The following is an 18,078-nucleotide window of genomic DNA, read 5'->3' as shown; positions in this document are numbered from 1 at the left end:
CCGTTCCACCGGTCCTATCCAAGGTGGCCGGTGGAAATGTGAACACGCGGCCGTGAACCTGTTCGGCCTGTTGACGTTTTCGTTCTCCAAACAGGACCAACAGACCGATGAGCAAGTTCGCCCGCGCCATTCTGGTGCTCGGGGCCATGAGCCTTTTTGTGCCTTTTGCAGCCCCCATTGCCGCCCACGACGTGACCACCGAAGCCCTGCCCCCCAATCGTGACGAATCCGTCTTCGTCTTCGGCGGGCCGATGAGCAGCGGTTATTTTGGCGATGCTCTGACCTTCTGGAGCAGCGGCTATGAGACCAATGCCTTTGCCGGGCTGGGCTATCAGCGGTTCTTCTACGAATATGAAAGCTTCGCCCTGGGGCTTGAAGCAGGGCTGGGCCTGCGCATGGGCGCCGGCGAGACCCTTTCTGCCGAAGCCTGGGCAGGCCTGGTCGGCCGGCTGACTGAAGTTGAGCTGGGCCCGGTCAATATCACCCCGTCGATCACCGGCGGATTCTCGGTGGTCACCGGCACCATTGGCGTCGAGACCACCCGCACCGCAGCCTCGGGCGACAGCGCGACAGTGCTCTATTATCTGGCCCCGGAAATTGCGGTTTCGCATGACGATCACCCGCAATGGGAGGCCTTTGGCCGCATCCAGCACCGCTCCGGCGGGTTTGGCACCATTGCCCATATCGACGGCTCCAACGCGGTGACGGCTGGACTGCGCTACAAGTTCTGAGCATGGGCGTAACGACACGCCGCCCCGGCATTACTGCCTCGCGGTTGCACGGTGAAAAGCGGCTTTCGCCTCCAGTAAAATAGAAGTAGAGGCGAAAGCCGCTTCCCACGAACAGGATTTCGGACGCACGCATTGAGCGGCCCCCTTGCGGGTTGCTTCGCTGCCCTAGGGGCACAGGGCCGGCCATTCGCGCAGGGCGGGAAAGGCGTCTTCAGCGGTTCTCAAGACAAGAAAAAGGCCACCCAAAAGGTGGCCTTCAGCATTCTTGCAGTTGCAGAAATTACTTCTGCAGCACCAGGTTGATGGCGGACTCGCGACCATCACGACCGGTCTCGACCTCGTAGGTGACCTTGTCGTTCTCATAGAGGCCGTCAACGCCGGAATTCTGGACAGCGGAGATGTGGACGAAATGGTCCTTGCCGCCGTTTTCAGGCGTGATGAAACCAAAGCCCTTGGTGGTGTTGAAGAATTTTACAGTACCGGTGACGGTTGCCATTTTAGATTTCCTTAAAGCTCGGAGCCGAAGCGAAACGAGCGTTTCCCTCCGCAACATGCAAGAGGGCCTACAAAACGTTCGCAAAGTTGATCAGTGAGCCAAGGACCGGAATGAACCGGCTAGAGGCAGCCGACTTGGGCTGAAAACGTATGTCCCCTTATCCCACTAAATCGTGTCCGTGGCAAGGCCGGGTCGACTAAGATTTGCTGCTGGCGGCAATGAGCTGGCGCAACTGCTTTGACAGCGTGCCACCGGTGATGGTCGCGCTGTCGTAGCCTTCGGCCTTGAGGGCGGCCTTAATTTCGCTGAATGACTGGCATTTGCCGCTGCGGGCCAGCTCAAACGCACGTTCAATCGGGGAAAGATTTGGTGTCATAACGCCAATTTAGCACGAAACACAGAAAAAAGCCCGATCCGGACCGGCGCAGGGCAAATTTAGACGCAGGGCCGTTTGTGACCCGGTGCATGCCGGACGCTGCACCGCAAGCGGCCCCTATGTGCCCCGGTTTAGTCGTTGCATGGATCCTAGCAGATGTCTGGCCGGTGATAGAGATATAGTGGCCAGAATGGGTAGGAAGCGGGCTGTCGGCTTTAGGTTGTGAGAACGTAGAAAGCGGACCAGTTAAGACTTCCATCGAATACTTTCTGAGCTCTTGGCTCATTTTGGTTCGCTTCATGCACCACGGAGGCACAGTACAACCAAGCAGACTAGGAAAAGTGCAACTCCAATCGGAAAGCTGGCCATGTTCATGCCGCCCCTGGAGCCAATATGATGAAAAACATCTGTCGATCCTGCACCCAGAAAACGGTGTCCTCAAACCGATTGTCGCAACACCCTGGCAGTAGCTTTTTAGTGACATGCAAATGCATGCTTAATGGTTCCTTTCATAGTTTGGACAGCCATGCCGGAACCGGCCGTCTGCGGCACCGATCGCAACGGCAGGGTCGGGCAACCGCGTCGTTAGGGCTAACGACAGCAATGGGGTCGAAACAGGCCGCGAGCGGCCAAACCCGTAGCTCTGAATGCTCGGCAAACGCGATGCCGCACCTCCCCCTTTGACGGGGTGGATGGGTGCGCAATGTACTGGTGGCCGGCGTCCAACACCCTGTTCGCGATCCCCCCGCCTCATCCCTCCCCCGTCAAGGGGGAAGGTGTCGCTTCGAGTATGCGCGAAACCCAGCGTGCCGCAGGGATTGCGTGATATGCGGCGCGTGTAAGGCAATCCGCGTTATGACGGGTGTGCAGCGATGCGCGACTATGACTGACCAACCACAATGGGGTCGGCTTCCGCCGTCCAGCCTGCGTGCGTCGGTGTCGCCCAACCCACTGGACGTCGCCCTCGATCAATCTCCTGCACCGGCCTTTGTGACCGCAACATGCCCGCCCGGCGTACGAAACCATGCCCCAGGGAAGAGCAGATGGGCCAGCTCTTGCTCGCGCGCAACGCCTAGTAATTGGCCCCGCCGGCGATTTCGCGCAACTCCAGCACCAGGCCCGGAATGCCGTTCTCGATATGCATCCGCATGAACTCGCGGGCCAATGCGGTGGCGGCATCAAGGTCTGGCGCCTCGAACACGGCATAGCCGCCCAGCACCTCCTTGGCCTCGGCAAAGGGGCCATCGGTGACAATGATGGTGCCTGTGGCCCCCTTGAGGCGGCCCTGTTCGGCGTCCTTGAGGCCGCCTGTGGAAATCAGCGTGCCGGCGGCCATGTGCTTTTCCATCCAGGGCGCCATGGCGTCCATGAGGCCCTGGGACACATCTTCGGGCTTGAGGTCGGCGGGAGGCATGATGCTCATGAAGTAACGCATGGAAGATCTCCTGTTTGCTGCGTTTGCCATAATGACGCCAGGACAACGGACGGACTGCCCGGCTTTCGACAGCAACCGAACCGTACGGTACGGTACGGAAATTTCTTGAAGCCGGGTTTGAATGGGTCTAAACAGGACACAACAGAACACAACCGGCCCCACCGGTAGTCCAGACCGAGGAATTGAGCCATGCCCGCCTATCGTTCCCGCACCACCACCCATGGCCGCAACATGGCCGGCGCGCGCGGCCTCTGGCGCGCCACCGGCATGAAGGACGGCGATTTCGGCAAGCCCATCATTGCCGTGGTGAACTCGTTCACCCAGTTTGTGCCCGGCCATGTGCACCTGAAGGATCTGGGGCAGCTCGTTGCCCGCGAAATCGAGGCGGCCGGCGGCGTCGCCAAGGAATTCAACACCATCGCGGTCGATGACGGCATCGCCATGGGCCATGACGGCATGCTCTATTCCCTGCCCAGCCGCGACATCATCGCGGACTCGGTGGAATATATGGTCAATGCGCATTGCGCCGACGCCATGGTCTGCATCTCCAATTGCGACAAGATCACCCCCGGCATGCTCAATGCCGCGATGCGCCTCAACATTCCGGTGGTCTTCGTGTCGGGCGGTCCGATGGAAGCGGGCAAGGCCATGGTCAAGGGCAAGCTGCAGGCGCTTGACCTGGTCGACGCCATGGTGATGGCCGCCGACGATGCCTATAGCGATGAGGAAGTGCAGGCCGTCGAAGAAGCCGCCTGCCCCACTTGCGGCTCCTGCTCGGGCATGTTCACGGCCAATTCGATGAACTGCCTGACCGAGGCGCTGGGCCTGTCGCTGCCGGGCAATGGCTCGACGCTCGCCACCCATTCGGACCGCAAGCGCCTGTTCCAGGAAGCCGGGCATCTGATCGTTGACCTGGCCCGCCGCTATTACGAGCAGGAAGACGAAAACGTCCTCCCGCGCAAGATCGCCACCAAAGCAGCCTTCGAAAACGCCATGAGCCTCGATATTGCCATGGGCGGCTCAACCAATACGGTGCTGCATATCCTGGCGGCAGCCCATGAGGGCGGCATCGACTTCACCATGGACGATATCGATGCACTCAGCCGCAAGGTGCCGGTGCTTTCGAAGGTCGCGCCGGCCAAGAACGATGTACATATGGAAGACGTGCACCGCGCCGGCGGCATCTTCGCCATTCTCGGCCAGCTCGACCGCGCCGGCCTGATCAATCGCACTGAACCCACGGTGCATGCGGCCACCATGGGCGATGCCATCGACAAATGGGATATCTCGCGCACCAATTCGGAAAGCGTACGCCAGTTTTACATGGCCGCGCCCGGCGGCGTGCGAACCACCCAGGCCTTTTCCCAGTCCAATCGCTGGAAGGAGCTGGACACCGACCGCACCAATGGCGCCATTCGCTCGCCCGACAATCCCTTCTCCAAGGATGGCGGCCTGGCCGTGCTCAAGGGCAATATCGCGCTCGATGGTTGCATCGTGAAAACGGCGGGCGTGGACGAATCCATCCTCAAATTCACCGGCCCGGCCCGCGTCTTCGAGAGCCAGGACATGACCGTCAAGGCGATCCTGAGCAATGAGATCAAGGAAGGCGATGTCGTCGTCATCCGCTATGAGGGCCCCAAGGGTGGCCCCGGCATGCAGGAAATGCTCTATCCCACGAGCTATCTCAAATCCAAGGGCCTGGGCAAAGCCTGCGCGCTCCTGACCGACGGGCGGTTCTCGGGCGGCACCTCGGGCCTGTCCATCGGCCACGCATCGCCTGAAGCTGCCGAGGGCGGCGCCATTGGCCTGGTGCGCGAGGGCGACATTATCGAGATCGACATCCCTAACCGCACCGTCAACGTGCTGGTGTCCGACGCCGAACTGGCGGCGCGGCGCGCCGAGCAGGACAAGCTGGGCTGGAAACCGGCCCAGCCGCGCAAGCGCAAGATCACCACGGCGCTCAAGGCTTATGCGGCCTTTGTCACCTCAGCCGCTACCGGTGCCGTGCGTGACACCAAGGCCATCGACAAGCTCTGGCATTGAGTCAAACCCATTGGACCGTCCCCCTCAGCAACACCGGGCGGTCCAATTCACCATCTTGCCGCATGACTTTTTGATGACAAGCCTGCCGCCCGGTGCTAACACGCGCTCAGCCAACCAGCGGCCTGCCAAGGTCTGCTGGCCTGGTCAGGCTCGATAGCGGGGATTCCACCCTCCCTATCGGGCCGACCCAATCCCCAAAAAAGTCAGAGAATGCCCAATTCGGCGCGCAGCTTCCGGGTCAGCCCTTCAGCGACCAGTGCGTGCGAACGGGTGACATAGGCCAGCAGATCGTCTTCGCCCAGTTCCGAGCCAGCTTCCGCACTGGCCCATTTGCGCTTGGCAAAGTAGCGGGCCTGCGTGACACCGCTCAGACTGGTCAGGATATCGAAGCTTTCTTCGCTGCATTTAAAGACAATACAGCGGGGCTCGTAATCGGTCAGGAGGCAAAACACCTTGCCGCCGACCTTGGCCACGCGGGCGTCCCACTGATCGACGAAGGTGACACCCGGCAATTGTGAGAGCGCGGTGTCGAACCGGTCGCGGTGGAACAGACTCAATTATCCTCTCCCACATCGGGCAAGGGCAGGAAATCGACGCCGTCCTCGATCAGCTCGGCCACCTCGTCCCGCGTTGCTTCGCCATAAATGCCGCGCGCCTCGGCCTCTTCAAAATGGATCTTGCGCGCTTCCTCGGCAAAACGGTCACCGACATTTTCGGCCTCTGCCAGTACTTTCTGCCGATAGGCCCGCAGCATCTCGCGGATTTTGGCCGCCTCGGGGTGATGCGCGGAAACCGGCATGCGGTCCTGATCGGTCCGCGCCACATTGGGCGCCATCGGCGCCTTTTCGATCATGCCGTCGCCGCATTGGGCGCAACTCACCAGGCCGCTAGCCTGCTGTTCGTCATAGGCGGCTGCATTTTTGAACCAGACATCGAAGCGATGTCCGTTCGAACATTGAAGCGAATACTGAATCACTGCACTTGTCGTTTCATTGCGGCGCCGGGCGCCTGTCTGCCGACCATATAGGGCCTTGGCTCAGTCGCGCAAACCCGGGGCCGCAAAGTCCCGCGCATTGACCAGGGCCGGCACGCGCCGCCGCGCCTCGGTGACCGCCGCTGGATCGATTTCGGTCACCAGCACGCCGGGCCGGTCATGGTCGAGCTCGGCAATAATTTTGCCCCAGGGGTCGATGACCAGCGAATGGCCATAGGTCGCGCGCCCATTGGCATGGCTGCCGCCCTGCGCCGCGGCAATGACGTAGGAACCGGTCTCGATGGCCCGGGCCCGCAGCAGCACATGCCAATGCGCCTGTCCGGTGGGCACGGTAAAAGCCGCCGGCACTGCCATCAGGCTCGCCCCGGCATTGGCCAGGGCGTTGTAGAGCCGGGGAAAGCGCATGTCGTAGCAGATCGAAAAGCCGAGGGTGAACTCATCGAGCGGTGCGATCACGGCACTGTCGCCGCCCTTATAGGTAGCGCTTTCCCGATAGGCGTTAAGCCCTGCGATATCGGCATCGAACAGATGGATCTTGTCATAGGTGGCGCGCTGCCCCCCATCCGGCCCGAACAGCACCGAGCGATTGGCAAAGCGCCCGTCCTCGAGCGGGATCGGCAGTGAGCCGATATGGACATGCATACCGTGCTGTTTGGCCAGCCCCCCCACCGCCGCCAATTGCAGATGCCCCTCGAAGGGCGCAGCCACCGATTTGAGCTGATCCCGATTCTCGGGAAAGATCATGGTGACTTCCGGGGTCAGCGCATAGCGCGCCCCTCGCGCAGCAGCATCGGCCAGCAAGGGCTCAAGCGCCGCAAGATTGGCAGCCGGATCGAGCCCGGAGCACATCTGGATGGCGGCGATTTTCATGGGGTGCTATTGCGCCAGCAAGGGGTCGAGCCCGCCACGCCGGTCAAGCGCCGCCATGTCGTCATAGCCACCCACATGGGTGTCGCCGACGAAAATCTGCGGCACGGTGCGGCGGCCATGGGCACGCTGGGTCATTTTTTCGCGCAGGTTGGGATCGAGCACGGTGATCTCGGAATAGTCCACGCCCTTTTCTTTGAGCAGCGCCTTGGCGGCGTGACAATAGGGGCAGGTGGGGGTGGTGTAGATTTCAACCTTGGCCATATCGCTCCAGGCTCCGGAAAATCGTGAACTTGCCCCCTTATATGGGGAGATCCTCACCAATGACAACGCGGGCAAAGGTCAGCACATTCACCTCTGTGGCACCGGCCCGCCTGAGCACGCGCGTCGCGGCCTTGACCGTGGCGCCAGTGGTATAGACATCGTCGACCAGCACCACCGGCCGGCTGGCCAGGCGCTCAAGCGCATGCGGATGGGCCGAAAACGCCCCTCGCACATTGCGTAATCGACCATCGCCGGACAGCCCCACCTGCTGCCGGGTCTTTCTATGCCGCCCGATCAGATGCGGATCCACGCTCAGCCCCGTCAGCCGGCCCAGCTCACGCGCCAGCAGCATGGACTGGTTGTAGCGCCGGAACCGCAATCGGCTGGCATGCAGCGGCACCGGCACGATAACCGGGCCAGCGGCCCAATAGTCCTGTCCAGCCGCCGCCATCAGCCGCGCGCAGAACCGGGCCACCTCCGGCCTGTCGCCATATTTGAGCCGGCTGACCAGCGTCCCTGCCACCGCGCTATAGACCACCGCCGCCCGCGCCCGCGCAAAGGGGGGCGGATCGGCCAGCGCCTCGGCCGAACGCGTCTCCGGCCCCAGATCAGTCTCGAAGGGAATGCCCAGCACCTGGCAGAACGGCGCACGGATCTGCCGCAAACCGGCAAAGCAGGACGCACACAGCGCCTGCGCCCCGGTCAACGGCGCGTTGCAGGCAGCGCATCCGGGCGGATAGACCAGGTCAAGCAGCGCACGCTGCAGCCCGGTCAGTCCCTGCCGCAGCCGCACCCCGCGCCCGATCTCTTTGACTTCCCCGGCCCCCATCTCCATAACAGCCATATTGCTCCCGACCCGGCCTCGGCGAAAGCCTTTTTGATGACCACCCCTCCGCGCCTGTTCGACACCACCCAGATTGCCCGCAACCTTCAGCGCCGCCCGGCCAGCGACAATTTTGTGCGCGATCTGGTGCTTGAGGACCTGGCCGACCGGCTGAGCGCCTATAAGCGCGACTTCTCCCGCGCCATATTGATCGGCCCCGATGCCGACACCCTGCCCGAGACCCTGTTCACCGCCAATGGACCAGTGAGCGCGCAGCGCGTCGAGGCCTTTTCCGGCGCTGATTTTCCCGACCTGCCAAAGGGCGAGCAGGATCTTATTGTCTCGCTATTGCATCTGCAGGCAGTCAATGACGTGCCCGGCCATCTGGCGCGGCTGCGCCGCCTGCTCAAGCCTGACGGATTGCTGATGGCCGCTTTTGTTGGCGGCGAGAGCCTGACAGAATTGCGCGAGGCCTTTCTGGCCGCCGATCTGCAGGTCTCGGGCGGCGCTTCGGCACGAGTTGCCCCAATGGCCCAGGTGCGCGATGCCGGCGCCCTGTTGCAGCGGGCCGGCTTTGCGCTGCCGGTGGCCGATGTCGAAACCCATCGCGTCCGCTACGCCACACCCTTTACCCTGATGGCCGAACTCAAGGCCCTGGGCGCCGCCAATCCGCTGGCCGATCGCCCCCGGCGCTTTGCCACCCGCACGCTGCTCACAACCGCCGCCCAGGCCTATGCCGAACGCGACGCCGACCCCGATGGCCGGGTGCGCGCGACACTGGAAATCATCTGGCTGGCAGGCTGGGTTCCACATGAAAGCCAGCAGAAGCCCTTGCGGCCCGGCAGCGCAAAGGTCAGCATGAAAGATGTGCTGGGAAAAAGCTGATGGACCTGCCTGCCGGCCATATCCTGGTCCTTTCCGGCCATCCGGGCTCGGGCAAGACCACCTGCGCCGAGGCACTGGCTCATCTCCCCGGCGGGCCCAAGGTGCACCTGCACTCGGACGATTTCTGGGGCTATATCAAGACCGGCAAGATCGACCCCTGGCTGCCCGAGTCGCACGCGCAGAACCAGATGATCATGCAGATCGCCGCGAGCGTGGCTGGCGTCTATGCCGGCAATGGCTATTTTGTCGCCCTGGATGGGGTGATCCGCCCCTGGGCCCTACCCACTTTCGCAGAGCTTGGCCTGTCGCTGCACTATATCGTCCTGCGTACCGGCGCCGAAGAGGCCGTGGGCCGTTGCCAGGCCCGCGGTGGCGACAGCCTGACCGACCCTGCCGTGGTGGCGGCCCTGCATGCCGAATTCGCCGATCTCGGAGCCCATGAGGACCATGCCCTCAATGTGGGCGGCCTCAACCGCCCCGATACCATGGCCGTCCTGCAGGCCGCCCTGGCTTCGGGCCGCTATCGGCTCAATGCGCCGTCGACTTCGACAGAAGATTCAGGACCAGCACACCGGACATGATCAGGCCGATGCCCAGAACGGCCCAGGGGTCGAGCTTCTGGCCATAGACCAGCCAGCCCAGCAACGACACCAGAACGATGCCGGCGCCAGACCATATGGCGTAGGCAATCCCGACCGGCAGCGTGCGCAGGGTCATCGACAGGCAGTAAAATGCCACGCCATAGCCCACCACCACCAGGACCGATGGCAAGAGGTTGGAGAACCCCTCGGACGCCTTGAGCGCGGTCGTTGCGATCACTTCGGCAACAATGGCAACGGCAAGAAAGGCATAGCTGGGCATGGGATCACCGGAAAGTTCGCGTTCACCGGCTTTGACCAGATCACGAGACCCGAGTCACCCCGAGGGTGCACTTTGTTTGCCCGGACACAAAAAAGGCCGGCGTCTCCGCCGGCCATTTCCATTCAATCTGCCGCAAGGGCTTACGCAGCAGCTTCCTCGTCGCTATCGGCTTCAGCCGCGTCGGTCTTGGTGCGCTTGGGGCTCTTGGCGAGCTGCTTTTCGATAAGCTGCACTGCCTCGGTGAGGGTAAGCTTGCGCACGGCGCCGATTTCCCGGCTCATGCGATCCATGGCCTGCTCGAACAACTGGCGCTCCGAATAGGACTGCTCGGGCTGTTCCTCAGAGCGGTACAGATCGCGGACCACTTCGGAAATCGCGATCAGATCGCCCGAATTGATCTTGGCTTCATATTCCTGGGCGCGGCGCGACCACATGGTGCGCTTGACGCGGGCACGGCCGGTGACGGTGTCGAGCGCGCGCTTGACCTCTTCGTCTTCGGCCAGCTTGCGCATGCCGACGGACTTGACCTTGGCGACGGGAACGCGCAGGGTCAGCTTGTCCTGTTCAAAGCTGATGACGAACAGCTCCAGGGTCAGCCCAGCGACTTCCTGCTCTTCAATGGCGACGACAATGCCGACGCCGTGGGAAGGATAGACGACGTACTCGCCTGTCTTGAACCCAAGCCGCTGCTGCTGCTTCTTGGCTACCATATGCTGGAACTCCTTGTTGACGCCCCAATGGCTGGTTCCTTGCGGCAAGGTCAGCCATCCTACTTGTTTGGCGCCCGACAATCCGGACGCATATGCGCAGTCAACCCCCACGTCGCTCCGGATCCGCTTGCCGGAACGCCATGTATCAGCTTTGTGTGGTGTCAAAAAAATCGTGCCTTGCGGCACGGCTGGGTGATGGGCTCAACTGCATATGGTCACACCATAGCACAATTTTTCAGCAGAATCAAAAGGAACGAATCAGCAGCGCGCATCCCCACCGACTGGGGATCGGCCGGATGTGACGAAACCATGACAAACCCTTGCCACGCCTCAGGGATTTGATGCTTGCATTGAGCCCACGAAGCGCCTAGTCGCCTTCGCCCGGTTCTTCCGAGAAGTATTTGGCGAGCTTGCCGTCCTCACCATCACGTTCTTTTGCCTCTGGCAATGGTTCGCGCCGCTCGGTCAGGTTGGGCCAGCTGTTGGAGAACTTGCGGTTGAGTTCGAGCCACTCGTCGAGCCCGCTTTCAGTGTCCGGCTTGATCGCCTCGGCAGGGCATTCGGGCTCGCAAACGCCGCAGTCGATACATTCGTCCGGATGGATCACCAGCATGTTCTCGCCTTCATAGAAGCAGTCCACCGGACACACTTCCACGCAGTCGGTATATTTGCAGGCAATGCAATTATCGGTGACGATATAAGTCATCTAGGAGGCGATCCCATCTCGTTGCGGCCCGACCCCTTGGGGCAGGTCAGCCCGCCTGTCTCAACGCGTCCGGTGCTAAACCGTTTTCTTGCGTATCGCAAGGCCGTCAGGGGGGACGGTTTGGCGCATCAGGCAGCCACAGGGAAAGACTTGCCTAATCGGCGTCGCCTCCGCGCAACCGGTCCGTTTCACGCCGCTCTTTCTTGGTGGGGCGCCCTGCTCCGGCCGGTCTTTCAGCAATGGCGGCATCATAGGGCGACAGCTCTGCCCTTGGCACCGGCGGCGGCGAAATATCCTCGTACAATCCTTGCGCCTCGCTGGCCGGGCCGCGCCGTGTGCCGCAATCGAGAATGCGCCAGACCACGATGCGGTTGTGCAGTGACATGGTCAGCACATCCCCTGCACCAACCTTGAGATCGGTGCGCTCGGTCTTTTCCGAGTTGACGCGAACAGCGCCACTCTCGATGATTTTCTGGGCCAGGGTGCGCGATTTGACGGCGCGCGAAAAGAACAGGAACCGGTCGAGCCGCTCCTTGCGGAGCGGCGTCTGCTCCGGCCCTACCAATTGCTATTCCGACTTGCCGCGCAGAGCCGCCAGCGCCGCGAACGGGCTGTCCGGATCGAATACCGGCTTGCGCTCCTCGCGTGGCGGACGGCGATCCTTGCGGTCGCCCCGTTCCGTCTTGTCGGGACGGCCCTTGCCATTGGGACGCGCCTGCTGGCCTTCGCCCTCGGGGCGGCGCGGCCCCTTGCCATGGCGCGGACGATTGTTCTGCCGTGGGCCCTCTTCACCATCGCGGCGACTGCGGCCTTCGTGACGGCGGTTTTCGTTGTGGCGACGCCCGCCGGGGAACCAGACCTCGTCAAATTCCGGCTCGGCCGGCGCGGCTGGTTCTGTTGCGGCTTCCACCTCAGCCGGAGCTGCATCCGGCACGGCACCTTCGCCCGGTTCTGCCACCACAGGCGCTTCGGCATTTTCTGGCGCAGCGGCCTCATTGTTCGCCTCGGCGCTGGGCGCATTGTCCTCCAGCACCTGTTCGAGCGCCGGGGTTTCGGCCGAAGCCTCAGCCGGTGCCGGCGTCTCGACCACTTTGGGCGTCCGGCGGACCCGATAGCCCAGCGACGACAGGATGGAGGAGAAATCATCGCCCGAGCAGCCCAACAGGCTGGTCATTTCCACGGTCACGCGGAAACCATTGCCCTCGGCGGCACCAGCGGGCAGTTCGCCCTGATAGGGGCGGCTGGCATCCAGCGCCACCAGCGGCCGGATGATATCGGCCAGGCGCTCAAGAATATCGACCCGCACCGCCCGGCTGCCGGCCACCTTGAAGCCGGCGATCTCGTAAAGCCGAGTATCGACTTCCGGATCGACCACGAAGGAGGTGCGGCCCGAGAGCACGATATGGGGAATATCGGTGACGCCCGGCTGGCGCACGCCACCATTTTTCAGCGCAAACAGGATCAGAGCGAGCTCGCGCGGCGCGGGCTTGAGGGAAAGCGGCAGATAGATGTGATAGGCGCCGAACTTGATGCCGAGCTTGCGCAGCTTGCCGCGCACGTCCTGGTCGAGCGCCTTGACCTCATCGGCCACCATTGCGCGCGGCAGCAGACCGATATGTTCGAACAGCTGATAGGCCAGGCCCCGCGCACTGCCTTCGAGATCGGCTGGCGCTTCGAGCGCCATGACCTGTTCAAGCACGGTGTTGATATGGTGGCGCAGCCAGAGCGAAAGGCGGTCCTGCACTTTTTCCAGGTCCGGCCCGGTCAGCGTCTCATCGGCCAGCAGCAGGATGCGGGGGCGGTAAAGGCTGTCGCCTTCCGCCAGCTCTGCCACCACCTCGCCACGCCAGCGCAGGCGCCCATCGGTGGCCAACACGAATTCTTCATTTGGCGAACCGGCCAATCTCTCGGCACGATTATGGATCTCCGGGGCGACAACCGAATCGGCCGCGCCGCGCAATCCTTTGGCGTCTGTGTCGCCACCATTGCGGGCCAGGGTGAAACGGAAGCCTTCAAGCGTGCCGATGAGGTGGCCTTCCAGCCGCACTTCGCCGCGCTCATTGATTTCGGGAGATACCATACGTTTGTCTTTCAGATGGCGGAGCAACACGCTGGTGCGCCGGTCCACGAAGCGCTGGGTAAGCCGCTCGTGCAGAGCGTCACTCAGGCGGTCCTCAATGTCTCGAGTCTTTTCGCGCCAATAGGTGGGGTCTTCAAGCCAGTTTTTACGATTGGCGACAAAGGTCCAGGTCCGGATCTGCTTGATCCGATTACTGAGTGTGTCAATGTCGCCCTCCGCATTGTCGCAAAACCGGACCTGCTCGGCAATCCAGTCTGCCCTAACCGATCCAATTCGTCTCAAATCCGAATAGATACGCGTAATGATCTCGCCATGCGCAGCCGGTGAGATCCCCTGATAATCCGGAATCTGGCAACACTCCCAGAGCAGTTTGACCGCATCGTGGCCGCGCGCCAAGGCCCCGGCCTCATTGCGCATGAGAAACTCGAGCGCGTGTTGATCGGTTGCAATCGGCACGCGGGTCAGCGTTTTGTCCTGCGGCGCCACTTCAAGCGAGTTGCGCAGCGCCTCGACGGAGCTGAACCTGAGGTCAGAATTGCGCCATTGCACTTGGCGGATGGGCTGGAAATCATGGGTTTCCAGCGCCACCACCAGTTCTTCGTCAAACCCTTCAGTGCCCCCGGTCACGCCGAAGGTGCCGTTGTGCTTGTGCCGCCCGGCGCGACCGGCAATCTGTCCTAGTTCGGACGGCGTTAGCGGCCGGCTCTGATGCCCGTCGAACTTGGTATCATCGGCAAAGGCCACATGATGGATGTCCAGATTCAGTCCCATGCCGATGGCATCGGTGGCCACCAGAAAATCCACATCGCCATTTTGATAGAGTTCGACCTGGGCATTGCGCGTCCGGGGGCTTAGCGCCCCCATCACCACCGCCGCGCCGCCGCGTTCGCGCCGAATCAGCTCGGCAATCGCATAGACCTGCCGGGCCGAGAACGCGACAATGGCCGAACGCGCCGGCTGGCGGGATAATTTTTTCGAACCCGCATAGGTAAGCTGGGAGAATCGGGGCCGGTCGATGATCTCGGCATGCGGGATCAGCTTTTTCACCACGCCCGCCATGGTCGCCGAGCCCAGCAGCAGCGTTTCATGCAGGCCGCGCGCCTTCAGGATTCGGTCGGTGAACACATGGCCGCGGTCAAAATCGATGGCGGTCTGGATTTCGTCCACCGCCACGCAATCGACGTGGATGTCCATTGGCATGGCTTCCACAGTCGCCACCCAATAGCGCGGCTTGGTCGGCACGATGCGCTCTTCACCGGTAATCAGCGCAACGGCCTGCTCGCCCACCCGCTCGACGACGCGGTGATAGACCTCGCGCGCGAGCAGCCGTAGGGGCAGGCCGATCATCCCGGTGGGATGGGCCAGCATGCGCTCGATGGCGAAATAGGTCTTGCCGGTATTGGTCGGGCCAAGGATCGCCTTGACCGAATGGGAAGGGGAAAAGCTCATCGCCCCCTATGTAAGCGGTCCCTGCCCCGCTTGCGAGAGGCATGCAGCACTTGTCCCAGCAAAGGACAGATTTGTCATGGATTTGTCACGCCACTTAACCGACAGAACGGAAACAGAACGAAACAGAACCGAATCGGCGCGACTCAGTGAGTCTGGCTTTGTTCACGGCTAGATGTGGTGGCGCCCTTGGGCGATTCAACACTAAAACTGGAGCCGGTGGGCGTTGCGGGCCGCGAACCGGCCCGATCCGGCCCGAAAACCGTTCAACTTGCTTAGCAGGCGGTTAATTTGCATCAGAACCGGCCATTCCTGAACAGAGCGTAAACGCTTGTTTTTTCCATATTCTTTCTGTCTTCAGAGCGCCACACCCATGAGTCCTGGGGTTTTCGGGCACAGGCTTGAGAAAAAGCTGAGTTGACGTGCCGGGATGGGACAGTGGCCACTGACACACTCTGTCGGAACGCTGGCGCATTGGTGGGTGCAACAACCACCCCGGAGTTCAATCAAATGTCCGCATTTGATCCAGCGACCCTTCCCGATCCGCTCTCGCAGTATTTCAAACGCACCGACCCTCTCGATGCCGCCGCCCTGTTTGCACCGAACGCCTCGGTTCGGGACGAAGGCGCATTGCACCGCGGGCAGGCCGCAATCGCGCTCTGGCTGCGCAGCGTCGAAGAGCGCTATCGTCCACGCTATCAATAGCGGCAGGTCGAAGCCGACACGGATCGCACCATCGTCACCTTTCAGGTGTCGGGCACCTTTCCGGGCAGCCCTGCCGTGCTGCGCCAGGCCTTCACCTTCGATACCCAGCAGCGCATCGCCAGCCTCGAAACGCTTTGATTGTCTCATCCCGGTACAGGGCCGTCCGGTGCATCCGGCCGGCCTTAAGATCTGGTCCAAACCCGGAACGAACAGGGACAGAATCGGGCCGAAGTCACCGCTGCCCCTTTGTTCTCCACCAGATCTGGTGGGTAGGGTGAATGTGATCCACTAGAAGCACTAACCTATGGCTGAATAATCACAAGTCCCGTTTACAACGGTGAATTCCGGGTTAATTCCGGTCGCCTTCGGCCTTTTCCTGACAGGCGCTTAGCGCGCCGGCCGACATGGCAATGCACCCCGTTAACCGGGAAGTCGTGCATTGCAGGGCCGCAATCGTCGTAAAATTGTCAAAAAAGCTTTTGACCGTCCGAAATCGGGACAGGTGCCTCAGCTCTCCGCGCGGGTCAGCACCATGGAGAGGTCGCCCATCGAGGTGCCGATAATCACGCGATAGGGGATAAAATAGCCGGTCTGGCCGAGCGGCGCATACCACAAGATCATCCGGCTGGTCTGGGCCAGGTAATTGGTCATCTCCGAGCTTTCGAAATGCCCCGAGATCGGCCGATAGTCGAGCGAGCAGGCCACCAGCGGCCCCTGATAGCCGGTGCGCGGCGAGGTCGCCTCGTCAGTGTCCAGAAAGCCAAGCGCGATGTCGAAGCGCTCGACCCCGGTAAAGATCCTGAGCGTGCGCTGGCACAGGCCCGGCTCCAGCCCGTCACCCTTGAGGATGAAGGCCGAAAGGAAGTCGCCCACCCCCGTCAGATGCGCGCGCTCCAGCGGCACACGATCATTGGAGTCGGTTACAGGTGGCTGCACCTGGAAGGCGCTGACATTGCGCCCCTCATAGCCGACATTGGCGGTGAACACGTCGCCATTGGCTCGGGTCTCCAGTGCAAAGCTCTGTGATTGCAGGCTCGTACCAGTGGACGCCCCCGAGACCGTGGCGCTTGCCGTGCCGCTGGCCACCACGCTCCCCAGCCCCGCCACCCGCGCCGACAATTCCAGTCCGTAGCGCGCGCCATCATCATCAAGATCAATATCGACCATCGCCACATTGATCCCACCCACCGTCACCACATAGCTGGCACGCGCATCGACCGGTGCGGCCTGAGCGGCGGAAAGACTAAGCGGGGCGAGGGCGGCAACTAGAGCAAGGGCAGTGCGGATCACGTGTGGTCTTCTCGGCTGCAAATGCCCGCGCGAGACGCTGGCCGGGCGAAACGAATCACTGTTTAACGCCAAACTGCCGTCCATACCGGGCACAAGCAAGGCGCTCGCGCCGCTTTGTCGGGCCTCTTTGCTTGACGGATGCCCCCCAATTCTCTAAAGACCCGCGAGATTTCATCACAATCGAGGCCCGTAGCGGGACGTCCCCGCCACGCAGGACCTTTACACAAACAGGATCGAACCAATGGCACGTCGCTGCGAACTGACCGGCAAGGGTGTTATGGTGGGCAACAATGTTTCGCACGCCCTCAACCGTACCCGCCGCCGCTTTCTCCCCAATCTGGTGAACGTCACCCTGCTTTCGGACGCACTCAATCGTCCGGTCAAGCTTCGTATCGCCACCTCCGCTCTGCGCACCGTCGAGCATCGCGGTGGTCTGGACGCCTTCCTGCTCAAGCAGGACGACGCCGACCTGTCCCCGCTGGCTCTGGGCCTGAAGAAGGAAATCCGCGCCACGCTCGCTGGCTAAGCGATTTCCACCTGTAGTTTTCGGCCGCGTGGTGGGCAACTGCCACGCGGTCTTGTTTTTTAGGAAGCCTGGCTTCCCCTGCCGCCCCAGTCGGGCATGGCAAAAATCCGGTGTCGCCGCCCGTTCGGCCCACCATCAACGCCCGCCCCGGTCTGATGCCGGTCTGCGGAACATGATGAAGGTAGTCCAATGCTGTCTCGTTTCCTGGTGGCCATTGCCGCCATGGTGGCCGTCGTCGCCGCCTCCAATTTCCTGGTCCAGTTCCCCGTCGACGCCATGCTCGGTGGCGTCAACCTTGGTGACATCCTCACCTGGGGTGCCTTCACCTATCCCGTGGCATTCCTCGTCACCGACCTCTCCAATCGCGCCTTTGGCCCGCAGCGTGCCCGGCTCGTCGTGGTGGCCGGCTTTGCCGTGGCAGTGATCCTCTCGATCTGGCTGGCCACCCCGCGCATCGCCGTCGCCTCGGGTTCGGCATTCCTGGTCGCTCAATTGCTCGACATCTCGATATTCCACCGGCTGCGCAACGGCGCCTGGTGGCATGCCCCGATGTTCTCTTCGCTGGTTTCCTCGGCGCTCGACACGGTGCTGTTCTTCGGCCTCGCCATGGCCCCGGCCTTTGCCGGCATCGATGCGCTGTTCGGCATGGAAGACTCTTCGCTCGCCTTCCCCGCCCCGCTGCTCGGCATCGGCCCGGAAGTCGAACTCTGGCAGTCCCTCGCACTGGGCGACTTCCTGGTCAAGCTGGTGATGGCGGTGCTGATGCTGGCGCCCTACAAGACCATCCGCGACCTGGTGTTGCGCAAGATGCCCGTGGCGGCCTGATACCTGACCGAAGGC

The 18,078-nt window shown here is 62.2% G+C and carries 21 protein-coding genes; 7 read left to right on the top strand and 14 right to left on the bottom strand.

Going from position 1 to position 18,078, the window contains the following annotated elements:
- The first annotated feature begins 107 nt into the window (after nt 1–107).
- On the top strand, nt 108–731 hold the full coding sequence (locus tag GO014_RS10935; protein ID WP_157290332.1) for a hypothetical protein: 624 nt from the start codon (nt 108–110) through the stop codon (nt 729–731).
- A 280-nt stretch (nt 732–1,011) separates the two neighbouring features.
- Here the strand turns inward: GO014_RS10935 and GO014_RS10930 are convergent, their stop codons facing one another.
- From GO014_RS10930 to GO014_RS10920, 3 genes are all read right to left on the bottom strand, one after another.
- The gene (locus tag GO014_RS10930; RefSeq protein ID WP_157290331.1) at nt 1,012–1,227 is read right to left on the bottom strand and encodes a cold-shock protein; all 216 of its coding nucleotides are present in this window, start codon (nt 1,225–1,227) and stop codon (nt 1,012–1,014) included.
- Nucleotides 1,228–1,423: 196 nt separating this feature from the next.
- Complete coding sequence (locus GO014_RS10925; RefSeq protein ID WP_157290330.1) at nt 1,424–1,603, bottom strand: hypothetical protein; 180 nt, start codon at nt 1,601–1,603, stop codon at nt 1,424–1,426.
- Between the two features lie 1,072 nt (nt 1,604–2,675).
- A complete protein-coding gene (locus GO014_RS10920) occupies nt 2,676–3,038 on the bottom strand; it encodes a YciI family protein (protein WP_157290329.1) in 363 nt (120 codons plus the stop codon).
- A gap of 189 nt (nt 3,039–3,227) precedes the next feature.
- Between GO014_RS10920 and ilvD the strand changes: the two genes are divergently transcribed.
- A complete protein-coding gene (gene ilvD, locus GO014_RS10915; RefSeq protein WP_157290328.1) occupies nt 3,228–5,081 on the top strand; it encodes a dihydroxy-acid dehydratase in 1,854 nt (617 codons plus the stop codon).
- 203 nt (nt 5,082–5,284) lie between these two features.
- Here ilvD and GO014_RS10910 read toward each other — a convergent pair whose 3' ends face one another.
- The 5 genes from GO014_RS10910 to GO014_RS10890 are packed head-to-tail and all read right to left on the bottom strand — an operon-like array spanning nt 5,285 to nt 8,050.
- On the bottom strand, nt 5,285–5,638 hold the full coding sequence (locus GO014_RS10910) for an MmcQ/YjbR family DNA-binding protein (protein ID WP_157290327.1): 354 nt from the start codon (nt 5,636–5,638) through the stop codon (nt 5,285–5,287).
- Nucleotides 5,635–6,057: a DUF1178 family protein gene (locus tag GO014_RS10905; RefSeq protein WP_116587246.1), complete on the bottom strand. Its 423-nt coding sequence runs from the start codon at nt 6,055–6,057 to the stop codon at nt 5,635–5,637. The genes GO014_RS10910 and GO014_RS10905 overlap by 4 nt, the downstream gene beginning before the upstream one ends.
- Nucleotides 6,058–6,117: 60 nt before the next feature.
- A complete protein-coding gene (locus GO014_RS10900; protein ID WP_157290326.1) occupies nt 6,118–6,945 on the bottom strand; it encodes a carbon-nitrogen hydrolase family protein in 828 nt (275 codons plus the stop codon).
- A 6-nt stretch (nt 6,946–6,951) separates the two neighbouring features.
- Nucleotides 6,952–7,206 (bottom strand): glutaredoxin 3, encoded by a 255-nt coding sequence (grxC, locus tag GO014_RS10895; RefSeq protein ID WP_116587248.1) that lies wholly within the window; start codon nt 7,204–7,206, stop codon nt 6,952–6,954.
- 37 nt (nt 7,207–7,243) lie between these two features.
- Entirely contained in the window at nt 7,244–8,050 is an 807-nt protein-coding gene (locus GO014_RS10890; protein WP_246204544.1) for a ComF family protein, read from the bottom strand.
- A 36-nt stretch (nt 8,051–8,086) separates the two neighbouring features.
- Here GO014_RS10890 and GO014_RS10885 point away from each other — a divergent pair, with 36 nt between their 5' ends.
- Nucleotides 8,087–8,914, top strand: coding sequence for a methyltransferase domain-containing protein (locus GO014_RS10885; RefSeq protein ID WP_157290325.1), 828 nt, complete (start codon nt 8,087–8,089; stop codon nt 8,912–8,914).
- Nucleotides 8,914–9,495, top strand: coding sequence for a phosphotransferase-like protein (locus GO014_RS10880; RefSeq protein ID WP_157290324.1), 582 nt, complete (start codon nt 8,914–8,916; stop codon nt 9,493–9,495). The genes GO014_RS10885 and GO014_RS10880 overlap by 1 nt, the downstream gene beginning before the upstream one ends.
- Here the strand turns inward: GO014_RS10880 and GO014_RS10875 are convergent.
- The 5 genes from GO014_RS10875 to GO014_RS10855 all read right to left on the bottom strand — a co-directional run bounded on the left by GO014_RS10875 (nt 9,443) and on the right by GO014_RS10855 (nt 14,720).
- Nucleotides 9,443–9,775: a DMT family transporter gene (locus tag GO014_RS10875; protein ID WP_157290323.1), complete on the bottom strand. Its 333-nt coding sequence runs from the start codon at nt 9,773–9,775 to the stop codon at nt 9,443–9,445. The genes GO014_RS10880 and GO014_RS10875 overlap by 53 nt on opposite strands.
- 140 nt (nt 9,776–9,915) lie before the next feature.
- Entirely contained in the window at nt 9,916–10,485 is a 570-nt protein-coding gene (locus GO014_RS10870) for a CarD family transcriptional regulator (protein WP_116588086.1), read from the bottom strand.
- A gap of 367 nt (nt 10,486–10,852) precedes the next feature.
- Nucleotides 10,853–11,191: a ferredoxin FdxA gene (gene fdxA / locus GO014_RS10865; protein WP_116587252.1), complete on the bottom strand. Its 339-nt coding sequence runs from the start codon at nt 11,189–11,191 to the stop codon at nt 10,853–10,855.
- A gap of 154 nt (nt 11,192–11,345) precedes the next feature.
- Nucleotides 11,346–11,756 (bottom strand): RNA-binding S4 domain-containing protein, encoded by a 411-nt coding sequence (locus tag GO014_RS10860; protein ID WP_157290322.1) that lies wholly within the window; start codon nt 11,754–11,756, stop codon nt 11,346–11,348.
- 3 nt (nt 11,757–11,759) lie between these two features.
- Nucleotides 11,760–14,720: a helicase-related protein gene (locus GO014_RS10855; protein ID WP_157290321.1), complete on the bottom strand. Its 2,961-nt coding sequence runs from the start codon at nt 14,718–14,720 to the stop codon at nt 11,760–11,762.
- 507 nt (nt 14,721–15,227) lie between these two features.
- On the opposite strand from GO014_RS10855, the gene GO014_RS10850 reads away from it, so the two are divergent.
- The gene (locus GO014_RS10850) at nt 15,228–15,422 is read left to right on the top strand and encodes a hypothetical protein (RefSeq protein ID WP_157290320.1); all 195 of its coding nucleotides are present in this window, start codon (nt 15,228–15,230) and stop codon (nt 15,420–15,422) included.
- A 507-nt stretch (nt 15,423–15,929) separates the two neighbouring features.
- Here the strand turns inward: GO014_RS10850 and GO014_RS10845 are convergent.
- Complete coding sequence (locus GO014_RS10845) at nt 15,930–16,712, bottom strand: DUF3108 domain-containing protein (protein ID WP_157290319.1); 783 nt, start codon at nt 16,710–16,712, stop codon at nt 15,930–15,932.
- 241 nt (nt 16,713–16,953) lie between these two features.
- Here GO014_RS10845 and rpmB point away from each other — a divergent pair, with 241 nt between their 5' ends.
- Nucleotides 16,954–17,238, top strand: a complete 285-nt coding sequence (gene rpmB / locus GO014_RS10840) for a 50S ribosomal protein L28 (RefSeq protein WP_104892973.1) — start codon at nt 16,954–16,956, stop codon at nt 17,236–17,238.
- Nucleotides 17,239–17,427: 189 nt separating this feature from the next.
- Nucleotides 17,428–18,063 carry a VUT family protein gene (locus tag GO014_RS10835; protein ID WP_116587257.1) on the top strand — a complete coding sequence of 212 codons (636 nt, stop codon included), beginning with the start codon at nt 17,428–17,430 and terminating at the stop codon, nt 18,061–18,063.
- Nucleotides 18,064–18,078: the final 15 nt, after the last annotated feature.

This window comes from Devosia marina, from assembly GCF_009758415.1.
GTDB lineage: Bacteria > Pseudomonadota > Alphaproteobacteria > Rhizobiales > Devosiaceae > Devosia > Devosia marina.
The sequence above is the reverse complement of the archived record's forward strand: the minus strand, read 5'-3'. Positions and strand labels throughout refer to the sequence as shown.